This is a genomic window from Micromonospora sp. NPDC001898 (assembly GCF_042891255.1).
In the GTDB taxonomy this organism is placed as follows: Bacteria; Actinomycetota; Actinomycetes; order Mycobacteriales; family Micromonosporaceae; genus Micromonospora.
Window position 1 is genome coordinate 177137 of record NZ_JBIATC010000008.1, and the last position, 21128, is coordinate 198264.

Annotated in this window: 18 protein-coding genes and 1 pseudogene; 5 read left to right on the plus strand and 14 right to left on the minus strand. The window is 72.0% G+C overall.

What is annotated here, in order from left to right; translation table 11 throughout:
* Positions 1 to 117 precede the first annotated feature (117 nt).
* The 6 genes from ACFYZF_RS19505 to ACFYZF_RS19530 form a co-directional block, all read right to left on the minus strand.
* The gene (locus tag ACFYZF_RS19505; RefSeq protein WP_387022579.1) at positions 118 to 2211 is read right to left on the minus strand and encodes a carboxypeptidase regulatory-like domain-containing protein; all 2094 of its coding nucleotides are present in this window, start codon (positions 2209 to 2211) and stop codon (positions 118 to 120) included.
* 181 nt (positions 2212 to 2392) lie between these two features.
* The gene (locus tag ACFYZF_RS19510; RefSeq protein ID WP_387022795.1) at positions 2393 to 3127 is read right to left on the minus strand and encodes a DUF5701 family protein; all 735 of its coding nucleotides are present in this window, start codon (positions 3125 to 3127) and stop codon (positions 2393 to 2395) included.
* Positions 3128 to 3200: 73 nt separating this feature from the next.
* The gene (locus ACFYZF_RS19515) at positions 3201 to 3962 is read right to left on the minus strand and encodes a LytR/AlgR family response regulator transcription factor (RefSeq protein ID WP_387022797.1); all 762 of its coding nucleotides are present in this window, start codon (positions 3960 to 3962) and stop codon (positions 3201 to 3203) included.
* Positions 3963 to 3985: 23 nt separating this feature from the next.
* The gene (locus ACFYZF_RS19520) at positions 3986 to 5209 is read right to left on the minus strand and encodes a sensor histidine kinase (protein WP_387022581.1); all 1224 of its coding nucleotides are present in this window, start codon (positions 5207 to 5209) and stop codon (positions 3986 to 3988) included.
* A gap of 40 nt (positions 5210 to 5249) precedes the next feature.
* Positions 5250 to 6821, minus strand: coding sequence for a sugar transferase (locus ACFYZF_RS19525; RefSeq protein ID WP_387022799.1), 1572 nt, complete (start codon positions 6819 to 6821; stop codon positions 5250 to 5252).
* A gap of 265 nt (positions 6822 to 7086) precedes the next feature.
* On the minus strand, positions 7087 to 7947 hold the full coding sequence (locus ACFYZF_RS19530) for an Fpg/Nei family DNA glycosylase (protein WP_387022584.1): 861 nt from the start codon (positions 7945 to 7947) through the stop codon (positions 7087 to 7089).
* Positions 7948 to 7971: 24 nt separating this feature from the next.
* On the opposite strand from ACFYZF_RS19530, the gene ACFYZF_RS19535 reads away from it, so the two are divergent.
* Positions 7972 to 9222: a glycosyltransferase gene (locus tag ACFYZF_RS19535; protein ID WP_387022587.1), complete on the plus strand. Its 1251-nt coding sequence runs from the start codon at positions 7972 to 7974 to the stop codon at positions 9220 to 9222.
* Between the two features lie 290 nt (positions 9223 to 9512).
* Positions 9513 to 10214 carry a hypothetical protein gene (locus tag ACFYZF_RS19540; protein ID WP_387022590.1) on the plus strand — a complete coding sequence of 234 codons (702 nt, stop codon included), beginning with the start codon at positions 9513 to 9515 and terminating at the stop codon, positions 10212 to 10214.
* Between the two features lie 652 nt (positions 10215 to 10866).
* Here the strand turns inward: ACFYZF_RS19540 and ACFYZF_RS19545 are convergent.
* Positions 10867 to 11922, minus strand: coding sequence for an aldo/keto reductase (locus ACFYZF_RS19545; RefSeq protein ID WP_387022593.1), 1056 nt, complete (start codon positions 11920 to 11922; stop codon positions 10867 to 10869).
* Positions 11923 to 12040: 118 nt separating this feature from the next.
* Here ACFYZF_RS19545 and ACFYZF_RS19550 point away from each other — a divergent pair, with 118 nt between their 5' ends.
* From ACFYZF_RS19550 to ACFYZF_RS19560, 3 genes and pseudogenes are all read left to right on the plus strand, one after another.
* On the plus strand, positions 12041 to 12892 hold the full coding sequence (locus ACFYZF_RS19550; protein WP_387022596.1) for a helix-turn-helix transcriptional regulator: 852 nt from the start codon (positions 12041 to 12043) through the stop codon (positions 12890 to 12892).
* A gap of 64 nt (positions 12893 to 12956) precedes the next feature.
* Positions 12957 to 13073: pseudogene (locus ACFYZF_RS19555) on the plus strand (IS3 family transposase); the annotation flags it as partial.
* Positions 13074 to 13172: 99 nt separating this feature from the next.
* Positions 13173 to 13616, plus strand: coding sequence for a GNAT family N-acetyltransferase (locus ACFYZF_RS19560; RefSeq protein ID WP_387022599.1), 444 nt, complete (start codon positions 13173 to 13175; stop codon positions 13614 to 13616).
* 203 nt (positions 13617 to 13819) lie between these two features.
* Here the strand turns inward: ACFYZF_RS19560 and ACFYZF_RS19565 are convergent, their stop codons facing one another.
* The 7 genes from ACFYZF_RS19565 to ACFYZF_RS19595 all read right to left on the minus strand — a co-directional run bounded on the left by ACFYZF_RS19565 (position 13820) and on the right by ACFYZF_RS19595 (position 21056).
* Positions 13820 to 14542 (minus strand): CDP-alcohol phosphatidyltransferase family protein, encoded by a 723-nt coding sequence (locus tag ACFYZF_RS19565; RefSeq protein WP_387022602.1) that lies wholly within the window; start codon positions 14540 to 14542, stop codon positions 13820 to 13822.
* Positions 14520 to 15584 (minus strand): iron-containing alcohol dehydrogenase family protein, encoded by a 1065-nt coding sequence (locus ACFYZF_RS19570; protein ID WP_387022605.1) that lies wholly within the window; start codon positions 15582 to 15584, stop codon positions 14520 to 14522. The genes ACFYZF_RS19565 and ACFYZF_RS19570 overlap by 23 nt, the downstream gene beginning before the upstream one ends.
* The gene (locus ACFYZF_RS19575) at positions 15572 to 16303 is read right to left on the minus strand and encodes a sugar phosphate nucleotidyltransferase (RefSeq protein ID WP_387022608.1); all 732 of its coding nucleotides are present in this window, start codon (positions 16301 to 16303) and stop codon (positions 15572 to 15574) included. The genes ACFYZF_RS19570 and ACFYZF_RS19575 overlap by 13 nt, the downstream gene beginning before the upstream one ends.
* A gap of 80 nt (positions 16304 to 16383) precedes the next feature.
* On the minus strand, positions 16384 to 17154 hold the full coding sequence (locus ACFYZF_RS19580) for a hypothetical protein (RefSeq protein ID WP_387022611.1): 771 nt from the start codon (positions 17152 to 17154) through the stop codon (positions 16384 to 16386).
* The gene (locus tag ACFYZF_RS19585) at positions 17151 to 17600 is read right to left on the minus strand and encodes an NUDIX hydrolase (RefSeq protein ID WP_387022614.1); all 450 of its coding nucleotides are present in this window, start codon (positions 17598 to 17600) and stop codon (positions 17151 to 17153) included. The genes ACFYZF_RS19580 and ACFYZF_RS19585 overlap by 4 nt, the downstream gene beginning before the upstream one ends.
* Before the next feature lie 168 nt (positions 17601 to 17768).
* Complete coding sequence (locus ACFYZF_RS19590) at positions 17769 to 19784, minus strand: hypothetical protein (RefSeq protein ID WP_387022617.1); 2016 nt, start codon at positions 19782 to 19784, stop codon at positions 17769 to 17771.
* 222 nt (positions 19785 to 20006) lie between these two features.
* Entirely contained in the window at positions 20007 to 21056 is a 1050-nt protein-coding gene (locus ACFYZF_RS19595; protein WP_387022619.1) for a glycoside hydrolase family 26 protein, read from the minus strand.
* Between the last annotated feature and the right edge of the window lie 72 nt (positions 21057 to 21128).

The window sequence follows — 21128 nt, forward strand, 5'->3', positions numbered from 1 at the left end:
ACCTGTGGAGAACTCTCCACACCTGTGGATAACCCGGTGGACAATGCGGTGGGTGATGTGTTGGTGACGCGGAGCGGGGCCGGTGGCAGCGTGCCACCGGCCCCGCGACGTGCCCGCTCAGCTCGTCGGGACGACCAGGTTCACGGCGAGCGTGCCGGTGGCCGGCACGGTGAACAGCGCCAGCCTGCGGGTACCGTCCTCCCCCGTCACCAGGTACCGGCCGGAGTGTTCCTGCCCGTCCGTGAAGGTCACGTCGTAGGTGAAGTAGATCCGCTGCCGGCCGCTCACCTGAATGGTGAACCGGCCGTCGGAGAGCCAGCCCGAGCCAGCCACGTCCCCGGTGTCCGCGCTGCGGGCGATCACCCAGCCGTCGCGGAACGCCACGGCGTCCTGGTTGGTGAACGTGCCGTTCACCGTGCTGCCCCGACGCATGGCGGTGTCATGGGTGGCGGTGCCGCCGACGGTCACCGTCACCGGGGTGGCGGCGAACCTGCTGACCGCGTTCCCCGACCAGTGGGTTCCGTACGGGTTCTTGCTGAACACCAGCGGCCAGGCGTACGGGCCGAGCCGGCCGAGGGTGTACCGGCCGTTCTCGTCCGTCGTCACGTCGCTGACGCCCACCCCGGGGTGACCGGTCAGCACGGACACGTCGACGTCCTGGACGGGTTCGCCGGTCACCGAGTCGGTCACCGTGCCGCTGACCCTGCCCGCCCGGTCCAGCTGGACCTGCGGCCCGGCGCTCACCGCGCCCGCGGCCGCGCTGACCGTCGCAGCCTGCCGTTCGTCGCCGGTGCCGCCCGTGGCTCCCACCCACTGCCGGCCGTACTCCGAGTCGCCGCCCGGGTCGGCGAAGAGCCGGTACGTCCCGCCCGTGAGCGGTCCGACCCGGATGCTGCCGGTGTGGTCGCTGCACCTGTCGTGCCCGTCGGTCAGGGCGGCCTGCTTGTTCAGGAAGGCGTTGACGCAGACGCCGGCCAGCGGTGCGCCGGTGGCCCGGTCGACGACGGTGGTGGTGATGACGGCCCCCGGGCGCAGCTTCGGGGCGAGCGCGGTGGTCTGGTTGGCGATCACCCGGACGTCGGCGAGTTCCCGGGAGAAGTGCGATTTGTTCGGGGCGTACAGGAAGAGGTCGTGCCGGCCCTGCGGCAGGCCGGTGAGGGTGGCCTGGCCGGTGCTGCTGCAAATATCGTTGGAGTTGGAGCTGACGCAGAACCTGGCCACCGGCGCGCCGGTGACCGAGTCCACCGCGGAGATCCGCACCGACCCGGTGCCGAGGAGGCTGTCCTCGATGCTGGTCTGCCTACCGCCCCGCACCACCACCACGGCTGCGCTCTCGTGGTCGAGCTTGCCCCGGTGGTACTGCTCCCGGTCACCCTTGGTGAAGCGCACCTTGTACGAGCCGGCGAGCAGCGTCGGGACCGTGAAGGCACCCGTCGCGTCGGTCTGTGTGTTGGCCCCGCTGTACTGGTTGACGGTGGTCACCGAGACCTCGGCGGAGGTCAGCGGCGCGCCGGACGTGGTGGTGAACCGGCCGGAGAGGCTGCCGGTCGGCAGCACCGTCTCGTCGACCACGGTGTCCGCGCCGGAGGTGACCTCGAACTGGCCGGCGTCTTCCCGGTCGATCTTCCCCGGCACGTACTGCGTCTGGTAGACGCCCTCGATCGGATCGAAGGAGATCAGGTACCGGCCGGGCAGGGCGGCGAACCGGTACCGGCCGTCGGCGTCGGTCCGTCCGCCGGCCCACTTGTAGGTGTCGACCTCGTTGGCGTTGACGAGGAAGTCGGCGACCGGTTGGCCCGCCGTGTCGGTGATCCGTCCGGTCAGGAAGCCGGTCGGCAGGAGCTGGTCGTCGGCGGTGGCCGTCTCCCCGGCGGCGACGGTCACCTCGTCGGCGTCCTGCCGATCCGACTTCTGCCGGTAGTACTGCTCCGGGTGCTCCTGCGGGGTGAAGCCGACGACGTACCGGCCGGCGTCCAGGCCGGTGACGGTCCAGTTGCCGTCGCTGTCGGTGTAGGTCCAGTCGGCTGGCTCGTAGCTGCCGCTGGGGTACACCTGGACCGGAACCTCGGGGGCCCCGGCTCCGCTGCTGGTGGTCAGCCGCCCGCTGACCGTGCCGGTCTCCGCCGCCAGCGCCGGGGTCGCCCCGGACAGCACGACGGCACCGACGACGACGCCCGCGAGGGCGGCGCGACGTGTGAGGGGAAGGCGCATCTGCGTCCAAACGTGAGGGGGTGGGGGCGTCCACGGCAGGCTCCGCCCGCACCGACCCTGCCCCCGTGCCGGAATCGGTAGCAGCAGGATAGGTGAGCGATGATCGATGCGTCATCGGGAAAAACGTCGCCGGTGGTGTGACTGCGCCGCGTGGCGGTGAACGTCGCCCGCTTCCGGCACCTCAGTCCAGGCCGATCCGTTCGGGGCGGGCGGAGGCGGAGCCGAGCCAGGTGTGCGGGTTGCCGTGCCAGCACCAGCCGAGCTTCGGCGCGCCCTGGCTGATCCACAGCGCCGGCACCCGCCGGTCGCCGCAGCGGGACCCGACCAACGAGAAGCACCGGTTGCTCGCCAGCGCGGCCGGGAACTGCGTGACGAGGGCGATCCCCTCGTCGATGGTGATCGGCAGCCGGTCCCGGGCGGCCATCGCGTCCACGGCGGCGGCGGGGGTCACGTTGCGGAACTCCTCCCCCCGGTCGACGTCGAAGAGCAGGTACGCCGGCCCGGCCGGCAGCTCCAGCTCCTTGACCGGCTCGAACCCCGGCAGGTCTGCCAGGGGAAAGTTCTTGTCGAGGAAGCCGGGCCTGCGCTTGCCGGCGAGGGTGGTCAGCGCGAGGCGGTCCGGCACGGGCACGAGGTCGCGGGTGACCACGAGTAGGAACGGCACCCGCGCCTCGGTGGGCGGGGGCAGCTCGGCTGCGCCGGCCACGGCGGCGGCCCGCAGCGGCGTGACCAGCTCGGTGAACCGGTCGACGGTCCAGCCGGCGATGGCCGGGTAGCCGAGGCGGACGAGATTGGCGACCTGCCGGTCGAACTCGGCGCCGGGGTCGAAGCCGCCGGGTTCGATGACGACGGTGCGGTCCAGGTCGGAGCTGCGGCCCGCTTCGGTGGTGCGGTGGGTGTCGGCGGTGTGGTCCATGGCGGTCACGGTGGCCTCCCGGGAGTCGTACGTCTACCGTACAACGTACGACAGGGTTCCGGTTGTTCCCGGCTCAGCGGTTCCAGTCCTGCTTGGCGGCACGGACCAGCTTGTCCTTCAGCTCCCTGGTGTGCCGCCGGCTCACCGGCAGCTCCGTGCCGTCGAGCACCACGACGTAGCCGGAGTTGACCAGGCGCAGCTCGGCGATCAGCTTCAACTGCACCAGGTACGACCGGTGGATGCGCACGAATCCCGCGTCCGCCCAGCGCTCGGCGAGGGTGGCCAGCGAGACCCGGACCAGGTGCGAACCGTCGGCGGTGTGCAACCGGGCATAGTCGCCCTGCGCCTCCACCCAGCGCACCGCCGAGCGGGGCAGCATCCGGGTGGTGCCGGCCAGCTCGACCGGGATCGTCGGGTCATCCTCCGCCCGGGCCAGCGCCGCCGGGTGCGCCGGCACCACGCGGGAGCCGACCACCCGGCGCAGCGACTCGGCCAGCCGCTCGGCCAGCACCGGCTTGCGCACGTAGTCCGTCGCGCCGAGGTCGAAGGCGTCCACCGCGCCGTCGTCGTACGCGGTGACGAAGACGATCGCCGGGGGCCGGGCGAAGCGGCGCAGCACCCGGGCCAGCTCCATGCCGTCCAGCCCGGGCATCCGGATGTCCAGGAAGACCACGTCCACGTCGCCGTCGCGGAGCACCCGCAGCGCCTCCGTGGCGTCCCCGGCCGTGTGCAGCCGGGCCACCCGGGGGTCGGCCCGCAGGTGGTACGCCAGCTCGTCCAGCGCCGGCGGCTCGTCGTCGACCGCCAGCACCCGGAGGAAGGCGCCGGTGGCCAGGCCGGCGGGGCCGGGCCGCTCGCTCACGAGCCCGCCCGAACGCCGGGATGGAACTTCGGCACCCGCATGCTCACCTTCGTACCGGAGCCGAGGCCCGTCTCGACGACCAGGCCGAACCGGTCCCCGAAGGCTGAGCGGAGCCGCTCGTCGACGTTGGAGAGGCCGACGTGCTGGCCCGGGTCGTCGGTCGGGTCGCTGCCGGCCCCGGCCAGCTCGGCGATCCCGGCGGTCAGCGTCGTCGGGTCCATGCCCACTCCGTCGTCCTCCACGGTGATGTGACACTCGGCACCCGCGTCCCGGGCCTCGATGCTCACCATGCCGGTGCCGGGCTTGCGGGACAACCCGTGCCGGACGGCGTTCTCCACCAGCGGCTGGAGGCAGAGGAACGGCAGCGTCACCGGCAGCACCTCCGGGGCGATCTGCAACCGCACCTGGAGCCGATCGCCGAACCGGGCCCGCTCGATGGTCAGGTACCGGTCGATCGAGCGCAGCTCCTCGGCCAGGGTGGTGAACTCGCCGTGCGCGCGGAACGAGTACCGGGTGAACTCGGCGAACTCCAGGATCAGCTCCCGGGCCCGCTCCGGGTCGGTCCGGACGAACGAGCCGATCGCGGTCAGCGCGTTGTAGATGAAGTGCGGGCTGATCTGGGCGCGCAGCGCGCGCACCTCGGCCCGGGCCAGCCGCTCCCGGGAGGCGTCCAACTCGGCCAGGGCGAGCTGGTTGCCGGCCCAGTGGGCGGTCTCCAGGGTGGCCTGCACCAGCCCCGGCGCGGGCGGGCCGTCGGCGACCGCGACGAGCGCCCCGACCACCCGGCCATCGGCGCGCAACGGGGCGACCACCGCGCCCCGAACCGGGCAGTCGACCCGGTCGCAGTGCAGCTCCGGCTCCCCCAGCACGGTCGACCGCCCGCCGGCCACCGCCCGCCGGGCCGCCGCGACGAGCTGGTCGGTGTGGTGCGTCCCGCGTCCGTCGAGGGCGAGCAGGGAGTCCCGGTCCGTGAGGGCCAGCCCGACCGCCCCGACCAGGGCCCGCAGGTGGCGTACGGCCTTCGCCGCGCCCGCCGCGCTCAGGCCGGCCCGCAGCGGCTCGGCGGCCAGCCCGGCGGTGTGCAGCACCTCGTAGGTGGCCCGCTGGGTGGCGGTGGCGATGCCCCGTCGGGCGCGCAGCCGGACCACCGCGTACAGCGCCGCGGCCAGCGCGGTGCCGAGCGAGACCACGCCGACGACGGCGGATATGTTGCCAGCCACGCAGCGATCCTGGCCTGTCCCGCCCGCTACGCCAAGCCCGTCAGTACGCGCCCCTGCTCGCCAGCACGACGCCCACCGTGCGCCACAGGATGCTCAGGTCGTACGCCAGGGACCAGTTGTCGACGTAGTAGAGGTCCAGCCGGACCGATTCGTCCCAGGACAGGTCTGATCGGCCGGAGACCTGCCACAGCCCGGTCATGCCCGGCCGGACCAGCAGCCGGCGGCGCACGTCGCCGAGGAAGTCGCCGTCGTCGGCGGGCAGCGGGCGCGGCCCGACCAGCGACATCTCGCCCCAGAGCACGTTGATCAGCTGGGGTAGCTCGTCCAGCGAGGAGGCCCGCAGGAAGCGGCCCACCGGGAAGACCCGGGGGTCCTGCTTCATCTTGAACAACATGCCGTCGGTCTCGTTCTGGTCGACCAGGCCGGCCAGCCGGTCCTCCGCGTCGACGTACATGGTGCGGAACTTCCACACCCGGAACGTGCGGCCCTCGTGGCCGACCCGGGGCTGGCGGAAGAAGACCGGGCCGGGGTCGGAGAGCCGGATCGCGGCCCCGACGGCCAGGAAGACCGGGACGAGCAGGAGCAGGCCGAGCCCGGCGGCGACCCGGTCCATCAGGTTCTTGACCAGCAGCGCCGGGCCCGACAGGGTCGGCTCCTCGACGTGCAGCAGCGGCAGCCCCTCGATCGGGCGGATGTGCACCCGGGGGCCGGCGATGTCGGTGAGCTGCGGGGCGACCACCAGGTCGACGCCGGAGCCCTCCAACTGCCAGGCCAGCCGGCGCAGCTCGCCCGGCTCGGCGCTGGCGGAGCCGCAGACCGCGATCGTGTCGCCGCCGACCTCCCGGACCAGGGCGAGGATGTCCCGACCGGCGTACACCGGGACCGGGGTCTGCATGCCCCGCGCGGCGGCGTACCCGTCGGTGATGTAGATGGCCACCGGCACGAGCCCGGCGCTCGGGTTGCGGGTGACCGCCGTGTAGACCTCCAGGCACTCCGGGAGCGTGCCCACCAGCACCATCCGGTGCCCTGCCTGGCCGGCCCGGCGGCGGATCGCGTGCAGCGCGGAACGGGCCAGGATGCGGCCGAACAGGATCAGCAGCAGGGCGCCGAGCAGCGCGAAGCCGACTGTCCACCGGGAAAGCTGCGTCACAGTGGCGAAGGCGAGGAAGGAGACGGTCGCGGCGACCGCCACGCCGCCCCGGATCACCCGCTTGAACTCGTCCGGGCCCAGGCCCAGGTAGCGCCGGTCGTACGCCCGATTGCCCCACAGGAGCACCACCCAGCCGAGCGGCAGCAGGCCGAAGGCGACGGTGTAGAACCAGGTGGGGTTTTCCTTCACGCCGTAGAAGCCGGAGGCGGCCTGGTCGAAGATCTGGATGGCGAGGAAGCTCGCCAGCGCCGCCGCCCCGAAGTCGAGCAGGAGCAGTGCGGCCGTGTAGGGGCGGTGCCAGCGGGAGACGCGTCGGCGGGCCCGGGCCCAGGCCGACCGAGGCACGCCGTTGTGTGACGGCGGTGTCGGCGGCTGGATCTCGAAGCTGTCGACGTGCCGCACGAGTTCGCTCCGGCCTTCGTTGGTTACCGGGCGCTGGAGGCTTGTCGTCACCTCACCCATGTCCTCCCGCATGACACGCGCCACTCACTCGCAGTGAGGGCTCGGGTCGCCCACCGTTCAGTTTCCCACGCGGGGTCCGCACCGGATGTAGACCCGAGGGACTTCTCGCCCAGTGTGCCGCGCGGGATCCGGCCGGCTCCACCTCAGGTGCGAAAGCCGGGGACCGAGCCACTATACCGATGGATGGCGGCCCCGGTAGAGGCGCGGACCGGGAGGATCGGGGCTCGCCCGGCGATTCCACTCCGTAACACCCCCTTGTCGTCACTCACCGTACGAGACGGGACAACCGACGGTCAGCGAGGGGCTTGCCGCCGGTCTGACAGGTGGGGCAGTACTGGAGGCTGGAATCGGCGAACGAGACCTCCCGCACGGTGTCGCCGCAGATCGGACAGGGCAGCCCCGTCCGGGCGTGCACGGTCAGCCCGGACCGCTTCTCGCCCTTCAACTCCGCAGCCTTCTGTCCCACTGAGCGGGACACCGCATCGCCGAGCACCCGGCCGGTCGCCTCGTGCAGGGCGGCGACCTGATCGTCGGTCAGCCGGTCGGACAGCGCGAACGGGGACAGCCGCGCGGCGTGCAGGATCTCGTCGGAGTACGCGTTGCCCACCCCGGCCAGCACCGTCTGGTCGGTCAGCACCCCCTTGACCTGCCCCCGCCGGCTGCGCAGCCGCCCGGCGAAGGTGGCCAGGTCGGCGGCGAGCGCGTCCGGGCCGAGCTTCGCCACCCCGGGCACCGCCGCCGGGTCGGTGACCAGGTACGCGGCCAGCTTCTTCTGGGTGCCCGCCTCGGTCAGGTCGAAGCCGGAGCCGTCGTCGAGCCGGACCCGCAGGGCGATCGGCCCCTTGCCGGGGCGCAACGGCCCGCCGGAGGGAAACGACTCCCGGTAGTGCAGCCAGCCGGCCCGGGCCAGGTGCACCACCAGGTACAGGTCGTCGTCGAAGACCACGGCGAGGAACTTGCCGTACCGCCGGGCGTCGGTCACCGTACGGCCCGACACGGCGGCCGGCGCCGGCTCGTACGTCTTCAGGACGCTGATCGCGGCGACCTCGACCCGGTCGACGCGGCGCCCCACTGCGCGCTCCCGCAGGTAGCCGGCGAGCGCTTCCACCTCGGGAAGTTCAGGCATCAGCCAACGGTAGCCTTCTTCCCCGTGAGAGTCGTGGTGGCGCACAACCGGTACCGGGAGGCTCAGCCCTCCGGCGAGAACACGATCGTCGACGCGGAGATCGCCCAGCTCACGGCTGCCGGGGTCGAGGTGCTGCCGTTCCTGCGCAGCTCCGACGAGATCCCGAGCATGCCGAAGTCGGCCAAGGCGCTGCTGCCGGTCTCCCCGATCTACGCCCCCCGGGCGCAGCAGGAGCTGAGCCGGCTGATCACCGAGCACCGGCCGGACGTGCTGCACCTGCACAACCCTTACCCGCTGCTCTCGCCCTGGGTGGTGCGGACCGCGCACAAGCACGGCGTGCCGGTGGTGCAGACGGTGCACAACTACCGGCAGGTCTGCTCCTCCGGGCTGTACTTCCGGGACGGCATGATCTGCCAGGACTGCCGGGGCCGGACGCTTGGCGTGCCGGCGATCGTGCACCGCTGCTACCGGGGGTCGCGGGCGCAGAGCGCGCTGATGGCCACCACCCTCGCGGTGCACCGGGGCACCTGGAAGTCGGTGGACCGCTTCATCGCGCTCACCTCGGCGGTCGCCGACCACCTGCGCGACTACGGCGTCCCGGCGGACCGGATCGTGGTGAAGCCCAACGGCATCCCCGACCCGGGCACGCCCGCGCCGCTCGGCGACGGCTTCCTCTACATGGCCCGGCTCTCCCCGGAGAAGGGGCTGGGCCTGTTGCTGGACGCCTGGCGGCGGCACCCCGACGGGGCGCTCGGCCCGCTGCGCATCGCCGGCGACGGCGAGCTGCGCCCGCTGGCCGAGGCCGCCGCCGCCGAGCGCGCCGACGTGACGTACCTGGGATCGCTGGACCGCGCCGGGGTCCGCGCCGCGATCGAGGCCAGCGCCGTGATCATCGCCGCCTCCACCTGGCACGACGTGCTGCCCACCGTGATCATCGAGGCGCTGGCCAGCGGCCGGCCGGTGCTCGGCACCGCCCTCGGCGGCATCCCGTACCTGCTCGGCGCGGACGCCCCCCGCGAACCCGCCGGCACCGGCCCGGCCGCCGTCGCCACCGCCGCCCCGGGGGAGGGGCGCGTGGCGCTGCCCGCCGGGGTGCAGGCCGGCGAGGCCGGCTGGGTGGTGGCCCCGGAGCCGGCCGCGATGGCCGCCGCGTTGCAGGTGGCGCGGGCGGGCGCGGCGTCGCTGGCCCCGGCGGCCCGGCTCCGCTACGAGCGCACCTTCCACCCGGACGTGGTCACCAAACGCCTGATCGACGTGTACGCCTCCATGAGCTGACCGCCCCGCCTGCACTTCGTCCAGTCCGCAACAGCCGGCTGCAAGAGACCACCCGCAGGTACTCCGGCGGACGGCACGAGTTGTAGTAGAGTTGTCTCCGAACGCTCTGGGCGCCTTCGGGCCACCAGAGTTATGGTCACAAACTTCGAATGGCGCTCCTCCGATCCGGAGGAGCGCCATTCACTTTTCCTGCCTCGCCTCCCGCATGGCTGCCGTGCCAACCGTAACCAGAGCCTTACGCTGTGTCTGCGCGCGTATTCGGCGCTGGCCCTCGTCTCTGGAGTGGATGCGTGTCTGAGGCGACAGCACAACTGCTGCAACGTCGTTTCTCTCCGGAGCGGCTGGGTGCCTACCAGGCTGCGGTGGGTGGCGATCTTGACCAAGCGGTGACGTTGTACGAGTGGAACGCCACGATCGGCGGTGCTTTCTGGATCACGCTGGGCCATGTCGAGGTGCTGACCCGCAACGCCATGCACCGCCAGCTGACCGACTGGTCCACTCGGACATACGGGGAGCCGCGCTGGTATCTCGATCCGGGCAGCGTCCTGGACGACCGTCGCCACAAGCAGATAGCCACGGCCCGCGAGCAGGCCACCCGCGACGGCCGGCAGGAAACTCCCGGACGGGTAGTCGCCGAACTCTCTTTCGGGTTCTGGCCCTTTTTGCTCACCCGTTCCTACGACCGCTCCCTGTGGCCGCACCTGCGCGATGCCTGGCCGGGCAAGCCCCTGCGTCGGGAGGTGCACGGGCCGCTGGCCGAGCTGCACGAGCTGCGCAACCGGATCGGCCATCATGAGCCGATCTACAACCGGCCACTCAAGGAGTTGCACACCAAAGCACTGGACCTCGCCTGTTGGATTTGCCCCGCCACCGGGGCCTGGATCGCCTCGCGGTGTCAGGTGCTCGCTGTCCTTCAGACCCGGCCCTGGACCGCTCGGGTCTCCCCCGCACCGCCGCAGCGGCGGGGTCAGCGACGCCCGACTAGGCGCTGACAGCTCCTCCTCCTCCGCTGCCACGCTCGAGGCTTTCGTTCCCCGAAGATCCTGCGATCGTTGCGCTGCTTGACGGATCAGAGAGCGCAGGCCCCCGCAGAGGCGTGACGACGGCTGAGGGGCGCTGGCGAATGCCGGCACCAATCCGGCCCCGAAGATCACCGCCACGTAGGTCGCGGACCAGTTGCACCAGGCGTACCAACAATCTGGCCGCTGATCGCCCGCAGCCGGACCGATCGCTCTGCACCGCCCTTTTGTCGTAGGCTCGGCGTGGCAGGGCAGAAAATCCACACCCTGGCCGACGGGCGTGGCCGTTCCCTGGCCGCCCTGATCACTCTTGGTTAGGCAGCCGACACCGCCAACTGATCCCCCTGCTGGAACAGGTCCGCGTGCCCCGCCCCGGCGGCGTGGGCCGGCCACGCAAGAGGCCCGATTCGCTCACCGGTGACAAGGCGTACTCCTCTCGCGCGAATCGGACCGCCCTGCGGAACAAGGGCATCACCACGGTCATCCCCGAGCCCAACGACCAGATCGCCAACCGGAAGCGGAACGGTTCAGGTATGTCAGGTGTGCAGCAAACCGTCTACGAGGGGTAATTGAACACACCTGTTGCCTGCGTGGCAGGCCGCGCTGCGGCCTGCCACGGGCATGATCAGCGCTTGGCCTGAATCTTCATCTCGCCGCGCATCACGTTTCCGATATGGTCGCCGCCGAGCAGTGCGTGCGGCTGGCCGAGATCGATCGCGCTGACCTCATCGAGACGGGATAGCTGAGCGGCGGTGAGGTCTACCGTCAGGGCGGCCAGGTTGTCCTCCAGTTGCGCGGTGGTGCGGGCGCCGATTATCGGGGCGGTCACGTCCGGGTTGTGCAAGAGCCAGGACAGGCCGGCCTGCGCGGGCGTGCAGCCCAGCTCGGCGGCGACCTCCTTCAGGACGTCCACAACGTCGAGGTTGCGGTCGGTGACGGTGCCGAGCGCGGCGAAGTTGAACCCCTTGCGGGTGCCGTCGCCGGAGGCCACTCCGGCCACGTCGGCGCGGCTGTATTTGCCGGCCAGCAGCCCGCCCGCCAGCGGGGAGTAGGGGATCACGGCCAGCCCCATCTCCCGGGCCATCGGGATCAGGTCACGTTCGCCTGTACGCTCGAGAAGGTTGTATTCGAGCTGCAGCGCGACCAGCGGCGACCAGCCGCGTAGGTCAGCGATCGTCTGCATGCGCGAGATCTGCCAGGCGGGGGTGTTGGAGATCGCCACGTGCAGGACCTTGCCCTGCCGGACCAGGTCGTCCAGGCCGCGCAGGATCTCCTCGACCGGCGTGGTGAAGTCCCACACGTGCAGGTAGAGCAGGTCCAGGTAATCCGTGCCCAGCCGCTGCAGGCTTGTGTGCACCGACGCGAGCAGGTTCTTGCGTGAGCCACCCGTGGAGTTCGGGTCGCCGGGCCGGCGCAGCGTCGAGTACTTCGTCGCCAGCACCAGGCTCTCCCGGCGGTCGCGGGCGAACTCGCCCAGCAGGCTTTCCGCGCTGCCGTAACCCACTGCGGTGTCGAGAAAGTTGCCACCGAGGGCGACGTAGCGATCGAACAGCCGACGCGCATCATCCTTCTCAGCGCCCCAGCCCGTCTCGGTGCCGAAGGTCGCCGTGCCCAGCGCCAGCGGGGACACCCGCAGACCGGAACGACCCAGCAGGCGGTAGTGGTCGAGGGTGACCGACATCTTTGTTCTCCTGAACTCGTGCGGTTGTCGGCAGAATTCTGCGACCTCCACCAGCCGGGGATAAGGGAGACAACTTCCTGGGAAAGCCGGTCCTACCCGTGCGCTAGCATCGGGCTCGATGAGCGACACTCTTGAGCCGGCCCGCGAGCTGGGCGCGTTCCTGCGGACCCGGCGCGAACGCCTCAACCCGCGCGACTTCGGGCTTCCGGAGCGTCGGCAGTCCCGCCGGACCCCAGGCCTGCGCCGCGAAGAAGTCGCCGAACTGGCCGGGATCAGCATCGACTACGTCGTACGACTGGAGCAGGGTCGCGGGCTGCACCCCTCCATGAATGTGGTGGAGGCACTGGCCCGGGCACTGCGGCTGGCCCCCGACGAGCGCACCTACTTCCTCGACCTGGCCCGCCACCGCTCCCGCCCGGCCGGCGAGTCCGCCACCGCCACCGCCACCGCCACCGCAGCGCCGCTGGCCCGGCTGGTGGCTGACCTGTCGCCACTGCCCGCGATGCTGATCAACCACCGCTTCGACATCCTCGCCTTCAATCCCGAGATGGCGCGCCTCCAACTCGACTTCGACACCCGGCTCCCGCCCTCCCGGCACAACTCGGCGTGGCTGTGCCTGATGCGCCCGGAGATGCGCGACTACTACCTCGACCGCGACCGCGTCGTCCGCGAAGGCGTCGCCCACGTGCGCGCCGCCTGGGCCGCACACCCACATGACCGGGCGCTCGCCGACCTGATCGCCGAGTTCAGCACCGACGAGGACTTCGCACGGGTATGGGCCGAGGGCGACGTCAAATCGAACGGCCGCGGCAGCAAGACCGTGCGGCATCCCGAGGTCGGCACGTTCTCGGTGTACTTCGAGACGCTCGCACCGCTCGGCGACCAGGACCAGCGTCTGGTGATCTGCCGCCCCGCAGACGACGCGAGCCGGGCGGCGCTGGACCGGCTGTCCGCGACCCCGGCCGCTTAGGTTCTGTCCTGCAGATCTCGTCCATCGGGGGGACGGCGCGCGGACCGAGGTCGCCAGATCCTGGATTCACGACGGCTCGGGCATTTATGGCGTCCCTCGGGTGCGCGCCGAACTCGGCGCGCGGGGGCGGCGGCACTCCGGCAAGCGGATCGCCCGGCTGATGCGCACGGCGGGGTCGTGCGGTCGGACACGGACCCACGGGCAGCTCCTCGCCCGGCATCGGGCCGAGACCAACCGTCGCGCGCCGAGAATGGCTCCCTGCGCTGATTACGCTCCACGCATGTTCCGTGCGGCTCGGCCTGGCGATTTTGCCCAGATAATGCGCCTCTACCGGCAACTTCAGCCCGACGACCCGGTGCTTGAGGACGGGTCCGACGCGGCAGTCTTCCGGCAGATCCTCGGCTCTCCGGGGCTGCATCTCTTCGTACTCGAACTGGAAGGGGTCGTCGTCGCCACGACGTACCTCAACGTGATCCCCAACATCAGCCGATCGGCATCGCCCTACGCCGTGATCGAGAACGTCGTCGTCGACGCCTCGCGGCGCGGCACGGGCCTGGGTAAGCAGATCATGGCCGGCACGCTCCAAGCCGCCTGGGACGCGGGCTGCTACAAGGCGATGCTGATGACGGGCTCGCGCACGGCCGCGACGCACGCCTTCTACCGGGCCTGCGGGTTCTCGCCCGACGTCAAGACGGCCTACCTGGCTCGACCATCGCCGTCGTGACCGGTGGGCACCGCTGATGTCGTATCCGACTCAGCTCCATAGGTGTCGGAAGGCGACACCTCCCCCCGGGCGGGCTCCCTCAGCAGGAACCGCAAACTCCCTGATCAAAGCCCTCCCGCTCGACTGCTGACCGATCGGGGTGACAGCCCGTGCCGATCGGGGCGACAGCCCGCGCCGGGCGGGACGGGAGGGCCGGGGCGGGGTCAGCGCAGGGAGGCGCGGGCCGAGAAGGCGATGCTGGCCAGCAGGAAGCCGCCGTTGACGATCGTGAACGCCACGATCACCCAGAACACCAGGGCCGGAGCGAACGCCAGCACCAGACCCGCCACGAAGATCACCGCGCCGTAGTCGCGGACCAGCTTCACCAGCCGCACCGGCAGCGAGGTCGAGGTGACCATGCTGGCCGCGTTCGGGCCGGCCTGCATCACCGACGTCACCAGGTTGACCATCCAGGTGCCGGCGAAGAGCGCGACCAGCCAGCTCGGCGTCTCCGGGTGCTGCGCCACGGCGGTGGCGGACAGGGCGGCCACCAGGGCGATCTGGGCGGCCACGTCGCAGAGCACGTCCACCCGGGCACCGGCCGCGCTGCCCTGCCCCGTCACCCGGGCGAGCTGCCCGTCGGCGCAGTCCAGGGCGTACGCGACCTGCCAGCCGACCAGCGCGACCAACCCGACCGCCCAGGCCGGGACGTCCCCGGCGGCGACCCGCCGGGCGAGGGCCACCACGGTCACCGAGGCGGCCAGGCCGAGCACCAGGTTGGCGATGGTCAGCGCGGTGGGGCGCAGCCCGAGCCGCTGGGCGACCAGCGCGAACACCGCGCCCAGCCACTGGCTGACCGACTCGCTGAACAGGCCGCCGCCCCGGTTGACCCGGTGGAAGTCGGCTACGGAGGGGCGGGACGGCTCAGCCAAGGTCGCGGAGTGCACCGGCGTAGTCTGCCAGCCGCTCCCGCGTCTCGGAAGGCGACATCGCCAGGTGCTCCAGGATGGTGTACCGGTCCGGCCGGGTGGCCGGGGCGAACTGCACCGCCTCGACGAACTGGTCGTCGCTGAGCCCCACGTCAGCGGGGAGCCGGGGCAGGCCGTGCCGGGACAGGCAGGCCGACATCTCCCGGAACCGGCGCAGGTCTCCCCGCAGCCAGGTGCAGAAGAGCGCGCCCAGCCCGGCCAGCTCGCCGTGCGAGGCGGTGCCCGGGAAGAGCGCGTCCACGGCGTGCATGATCTCGTGGCAGCCGCCGCTGGCCGGCCGGCTGGTGCCGCAGACCGCCATCGCCAGGCCGCTGGAGATCAGCGCCTCGGCCAGCACCGTGACGAACGCGTCGTCGGCCATGTCGCCGGGGTGGTTGAGGACGGCCTCGGCACCCATCCGGGCCAGCGAGGCGGCCAGCCCGTCGACCGGCTCCCCCCGGACCTGGCGAGCCAGCTCCCAGTCGGCCAGCGCGCTGATGTTGCTCACCACGTCGCCGATGCCCGCCCGGTTGTGCCGCTCCGGGCCGGCCTCCACGAAGTCCAGGTCGACGATGACCGCGATCGGGATGTGCACCCCGTAGGAGCCCTTGATCCCCTCGCTGACGAGACTGGCCACCGGGGAGGCGATGCCGTCGTTGGCCAGGCTCGTCGCCATGGTCACCATGGGCAGCCCGCGCCGGGTGGCCGCGTACTTCGCCACGTCGATGGTCTTGCCGCCGCCGATGCCGACCACGGCGTCGTACGAGCGGGCGCGCAGCTTCGCCCCGAGGTCGTCGGCGGCCTCCAGGGTGCCACCGGCGACGGTGAACACGTCCGCGGAACGCAGCGACGGCCGGATCAGCTCGGCGATCTGCGCGCCCTGGCCCGGGCCGACCACCACCGCCACGTCGCCGCCGGAGGAGATCCGGCCGTCGGCCAGGATCGCGGCCAGGTCAGCCACCGCGCCCCGCCGCACGTCGATGTGCAGCGGGGTCAGGACCGTACGGGCTAGTAGCGGCACGCGATCTCCCGCGCCCGGGCCAGGTCGGCGTGGTTGTCGACCTCGACCCAGGAGACGTCGCCGATCGGCGCCGCCCGCACCTCCCCGCCCCGGTCGGCGAACTCCTGGTAGCCGTCCTCGTAGTAGAGGTTCGGGTCCCGCCGCCAGGTCGTCTCCAGGGCGTCGGCGAGCGCGTCGGCCACCTGCGGCTCGATCAGCGTCGCGCCGATGTACTCCCCGTACGCCTCGCCCGGGTCCATCAGCTTGGTGATCCGGGTGAGCTGGCCGGCGGCGTCGAAGGTGGTCTTCATCTCCTCCTCGGCCAGCGCCTTGATGGTGTCCACCGCGAGCAGGATGCCCGGGCCGCGCTCGGCCAGCAGGGTCTTCTCCACGCTCACCGGGTGCACGGTGTCGCCGTTGACCAGCAGGACGCCCCGGGCGAAGTGCTCCCGGGCCAGCCAGAGCGAGTACGCGTTGTTCCACTCCTCGGCCTTGTCGTTGTGCACGAGGGCGATCGTGACGCCGTGGCGCTTCTCCAGCTCCGCCTGGCGGGAGACGACCGCGTCCGCGGCGTACCCGACGACGATCACCACCTCGGTTAGCCCGACCTCGGCGAGGTTGCGCAGCGCGATGTCCAGGATGGTGGTCTCACCGTCCACCGGCACCAGCGCCTTGGGCAGGGTGTCGGTGTACGGGCGCAGTCGACGCCCCGCACCGGCGGCGAGCACCATACCGATCATGCGACGTTCTCCCTCGTACGACTCCGGGTCACCGGTGGAGGATAGCGCCGGGACGGAACACGCCCGCCGTCAACCGGGGTTCACCCCGGCAGCGCGGCCAGGTCGGCGAGCACGGCCAGCCGCTCGTCGGCGGTCAGCACCGCGTACGGGCCCGCCGCCCGCCGGTCCGTCTCCTGCTCGATGGCCAGCCGTTCCGGGCCGGCCGGCAGCTCGGTGATGCTGAGCGCGGTGTGCCCGGCCGCCGTCCACGCGGCCTCGTGCGCGTCGGCCCGGTGGTAGCGCAGCGTGCCGAGCCGGTTGAGCAGCAGCACCCCCGGCGAGGCGCTGTCCGGCTCGTGCGGGGGCGCCATCACGGCGAACGCGTCGCCGGCCGAGCCCGGCTCCTCCTCAGCGGCGACCATCGCGTACGTGAGCAGCCGGCCGAGCGCCTCGACCAGCCGGAGCACCCGGTCGTCGTGCCCGGCCCACAGCTCCTCGGTCACCTCGGCGTGCACCTGGTAGATCTCGGTGAGGAAGGCCTGCCCGCGTTCCGTCGCGGAGAAGCAGCCGTCGGGGCGGCGGTGCAGCATGCCGTAGGCGACCTGCTTGTCCAGCGCCCGCTGGCAGGACCCCGGGTCCCGGTACCGGGTCACCGCGGCGAAGCCCGCCGGGTCGACGGTCCCGCCCGGCGCGGCCAGCCGGGTGCGGAACTCGATCAGGAAGCCGGTGGCCGCCGGCCCGCCGTACCGCTGGCTCAGCTCCGCGCCGCCCCCGTCGCGGCCGGCGAGGATGCCGGCGACGAAGACCCGGTCCACCGGCGGGGCGACCAGCCCCGCGAACCGGTGCGGCGCGAGCTCGACGTCGTCGCTCACAGACCGATCGAGCGCAGCGCCGCGAAGGCGTCCTCGGCGATCCGCCGGATCAGCCCGTCGTCGACGTCGCGGTGCTCGTCCAGCAGGGCGACATCCCGCTCGGCCAGCCAGCGGAACTCGGTGTGCTTGCCCTCCTCCAGCCGGGGCCGGCTGAGGTCGCCGTCGACCCGGACGAGGAAGTCGATCTCGATCCGGTCCAGCCCGTCGGCGCCGGTCCAGCGGTACTCGCCGACCGGGCCGAGGACGTGCGACACGGTCCAGCCGGTCTCCTCGGTGACCTCCCGGCGCAGCGCGTCCTCGACCCCCTCACCCGGCTCCAGGTGGCCGCCGACGATGTCCCAGGTGCCGGGGAACAGGACCCGCTGCGGGGACCGGCGCTGGATGAAGAGGCGGCTGTCGTCGTCGACGATAAGCGCGCCGGCGCAGCGGAGAGGCTCTGTGGGCACGTCACGACAGTAGCGAGCCGGGGCCGGTACGGCGATGCCCCCGTACCGCCCGACGACCGCCGGTGGGTTCCACGGGCGGCGGGACGCCGACGGCCCGGCCCCCGCGAGGGGACCGGGCCGTCGGTGGAGGCCGGTCGGGCGGGGTCGTCCCCCGCCGTGGGACGACGGTTACGGGCCGGTGAAGACCGCCCGGGCCCGCCAGTCGACCCCGCCGACGGCGGGGCCGCTGCGCACGGTCCAGGCACCCGAGGGCGCCCCGTTGACCCAGCTCGCCGACGACAGGTTGCCGGTGGTGCGGCTGATCAGGTAGATCCGGGACCCCGCGACGAAGACGCTGCCGGAGTCGGCGAAGCCGGTCGCGCCGGCCACGGTGAACTTGTCCGCCCCGACGGTGCCGCTGTCCGGGTTGAACCAGCGCCAGAAGAGGCCGGCCTGCCCGCTGAGCGTGTAGTAGAGCCGCCCGTTGGTGTAGAACATGCCGGTCACGTTCGCGATTTCCGGGTAGAAGCTCACGGTGGCGCCCCGGAACGTCTGGCCCTCCGGCCCGCCGCCGGTCACCACCGTGTCCCACAGCGGGTCGTGGTACGGGTCGACCAGCTTGGGGGTGCCGAACGTGGTGCCGTTGAACGTGCGCCGCCACAGCGCGCCGTTGATCCCGTAGAACAGGGTGCCGCCGACCCAGAACGCGCCCTTGGCCGTCGACCAGGTGGTGCCGTCGGGGTTGGCGACCGAGGCGGCCGCGCCCACGGCGCCCGTCCCGTCGTACGACCGGCGCTGCACCGTGTTCGCCGTGCCGCTGCCGACCCCGGCCTGGTAGACGTTGCCCGGCAGGGCGGCGGTGGCGGTGGAGTGCGGGGCGGCGCCGCCGGCCAGCGGGAAGAACGAAATGCGCTCCCGGCGGTACTTGCGGTTGCCGATCCAGGGCTGGTCGGAGCCGAGCCAGAGTCCCTGCGGGGTGACCAGCAGTTCCGCCACGCCGTACCCGCGCGGGTTCCGGCCCGGGTTCCAGGACAACGGCAGGCCGTTGAGCGGGTCGAGCGCGGCGATGCTGGGCCGGGCGACCGCGCCCGGGAAGGCCGAGTCGGTGGCCGAGGTGTTGTTCAACCAGCGGAAGTGGCCGCCGACGTAGACCGCCTTCTCGGTGATGCCCACCGAGAGCAGGGTGTCCCCGCCGCTGTAGTTGACCCAGGTCGGCTGGACGGCGGTGCCGGTGGACGAGGTCTCCCAGCGGGTCGCGGCGTCGCAGAGCGTCCCGGCGGACGGCCCGCCCGTGGTGGCGATGACGAAGTAGCTGCCGTCCGGCGAGAAGCTCACGTCCCGCACGTACGAGTCGAACTTCTTCCAGGCGCAGCGCGGCTCGTAGCGGTTGGTGTTCCAGGACGAGACGGTCGCCGCGGTGCTGCCGAGGGCGAGCCGGACCACCTGGTCGTGCAGGGCGCCGTTGGCCTTCTTGAAGTTGCCGATCACCACGAGCTGGGTGCCGTCCGGCGAGACGGCCAGCTTCTCGGCGCCGACGCCGGCCGTCGCGCCGCTGACCCCGTCGTAGTTGTGGTGCTCGGTCAGCTTGGCGGTGAGGTAGCCGTCGACCGCGCCGGTGGTGGCGTTGACCGAGACCAGGCCGCCACGCGCCTGGCTGGCGACGGTGGTGAAGGTGCCGCCCACCAGCAGCCGGGTGCCGACCCGGGCCACGTCGTTGACCAGGCCGTTGAAGGCCAGGTTGGGGAAGCTGGTGACCAGGCTGCCGTTGGAGAGGTTGACCAGGGCGAGCTTGCGGCGGGCGGTGCTGTTGACGTTGTTGAACTGGCCGGCGAGGTAGACGGTGCCGGCGGTGGGGCCGGCGAGCACGTCGTAGACCTCGCCGTCGACCGCCGGCGCGAACGTGGTGTCCACCTTGCCGGTGGCCTTGTCGAAGGCCAGCACGTACTTGCGGGCGACGGTCACGTCGGAGTCGCGGTTCTGCACCCCGGTGAACGAGCCGCCGACGATCACCTTGCTGCCGGCGTCGTGGATGGCGAAGACCGTGCCGTCGATGATGTCGGGGGTGAGGGTGGACGGGATCGCTCCGACCACGGTGGTGTGGTCGGGCGCGGCGGGTGCCGGGCCGGCGACGAGCACGCCGGTGGCGGTGAGTGTGGCGGTCAGGGCCGCGAGCGGTCGGCGGGTGAGTGCCGGAAAACGGGTCACGGGCAACTCCGGAGGAACGGCGGAGAACTGATCTGGGAATGCCTCCGTGACCGGGCGGACCCGGTCGGTCACTGCCGGTCGGGGAGGCGACGACCGGTGACGACAAGTCTGAGGACACGATGGCGCATCGGACGCGCGGCGTCTACCCCGGGGTGTCCGATGTGCCCGTCGTCATTGTCGTATTTCCGGCCCGATCGGCCCGCCCGGGCGAGCCGGACGGCGTCACTCGGTACGTGGGCCGTGCACCGGGACCGGCGGGGGTGGTGCGGCGAACCACGGGTCGGCGGTCAGCTCCCGGTACGCGGCCAGCCCCTCCGGGTCATCGTTGAACGTGCTGTCGTACACGGGCTTCGTGGTCTGCTTCGCGGCGAAGTAGACCACCGCCTTGATCTGCGGGTGCTGCTTGACGTAGTCGCGGGCCTCGCTCAGCCAGGCGGCGCGCTGGCCGGGCCCGCCCGGGTACGTCACCCCGAACTCGCCGATCACCACCGGCCGGGGGTGCTTGGCGGCGAACGCCATGAAGGTGTCCATCTGCTCGGCGAAGCCGTCGAACTCCTTGCCCGGGTACACGTCGGTGCAGAGCCAGTCGACCTGGTCGTCGCCCGGGTAGTACGCGGCGGCGTTGCGCTTCTCGTCGACGAAACCCTGCACGTGCGGGCACCAGACGAAGCCGGCGTTGGTGGCCCCCACCTCGGTGAAGATGCCCCGGATCCGCTTCCAGGCGGCGACGTAGTCCTCCGGGGAGTGCACGCTCTGGGTCAGGTTGGGGCGGTCCATCTCCCACCGCCAGCGCAGCAGCAGCGGCACCCCGAACTGCTTGATCTTCTCGGCCCGTTGCCGGATCAGCTGGTCGTACACCCCGTCCCGGATGGACCGGGTGTCGGCACCGGACCAGGAAATCATCTGGAGCTTCCCGGCCGCCTGGAACGCGTGCTCGGTGGGGCCGGGGAAGTCGTCCTCCCAGTCGTGGAACATGTGCGCCAGGACGACCTTGCCGCGGGTCTGGTCCGCGAACGCGGTCAGCGCCTCGACCCGACCCTCCGGGGTCTGCCAGTCCGGCTTCACCCAGGCGCCCAGCCAGACGCCCTCCCCGGGCAGTTCGGGGCCGCGCCCGGTGGTGCTCAGGCCGTCCGCCGCGCGGGGGCTCGCGGCCGGCGCGGTGCCGGTCGGTGTGGCCGGTGGCGGCACGAATTCCGGAGCCGGCTCGGAGCACGCCGACACGGCCAGCGCCGATCCGAGCAGGAGCACCGCCGCCGTCTGGAACCGCTTCATCGTTGCCGTACCTTCCCCGTGCTGAGGCCACCGGCGTGCCGATGGCGGACGTTCAGTGGACAGGCCCGTGGT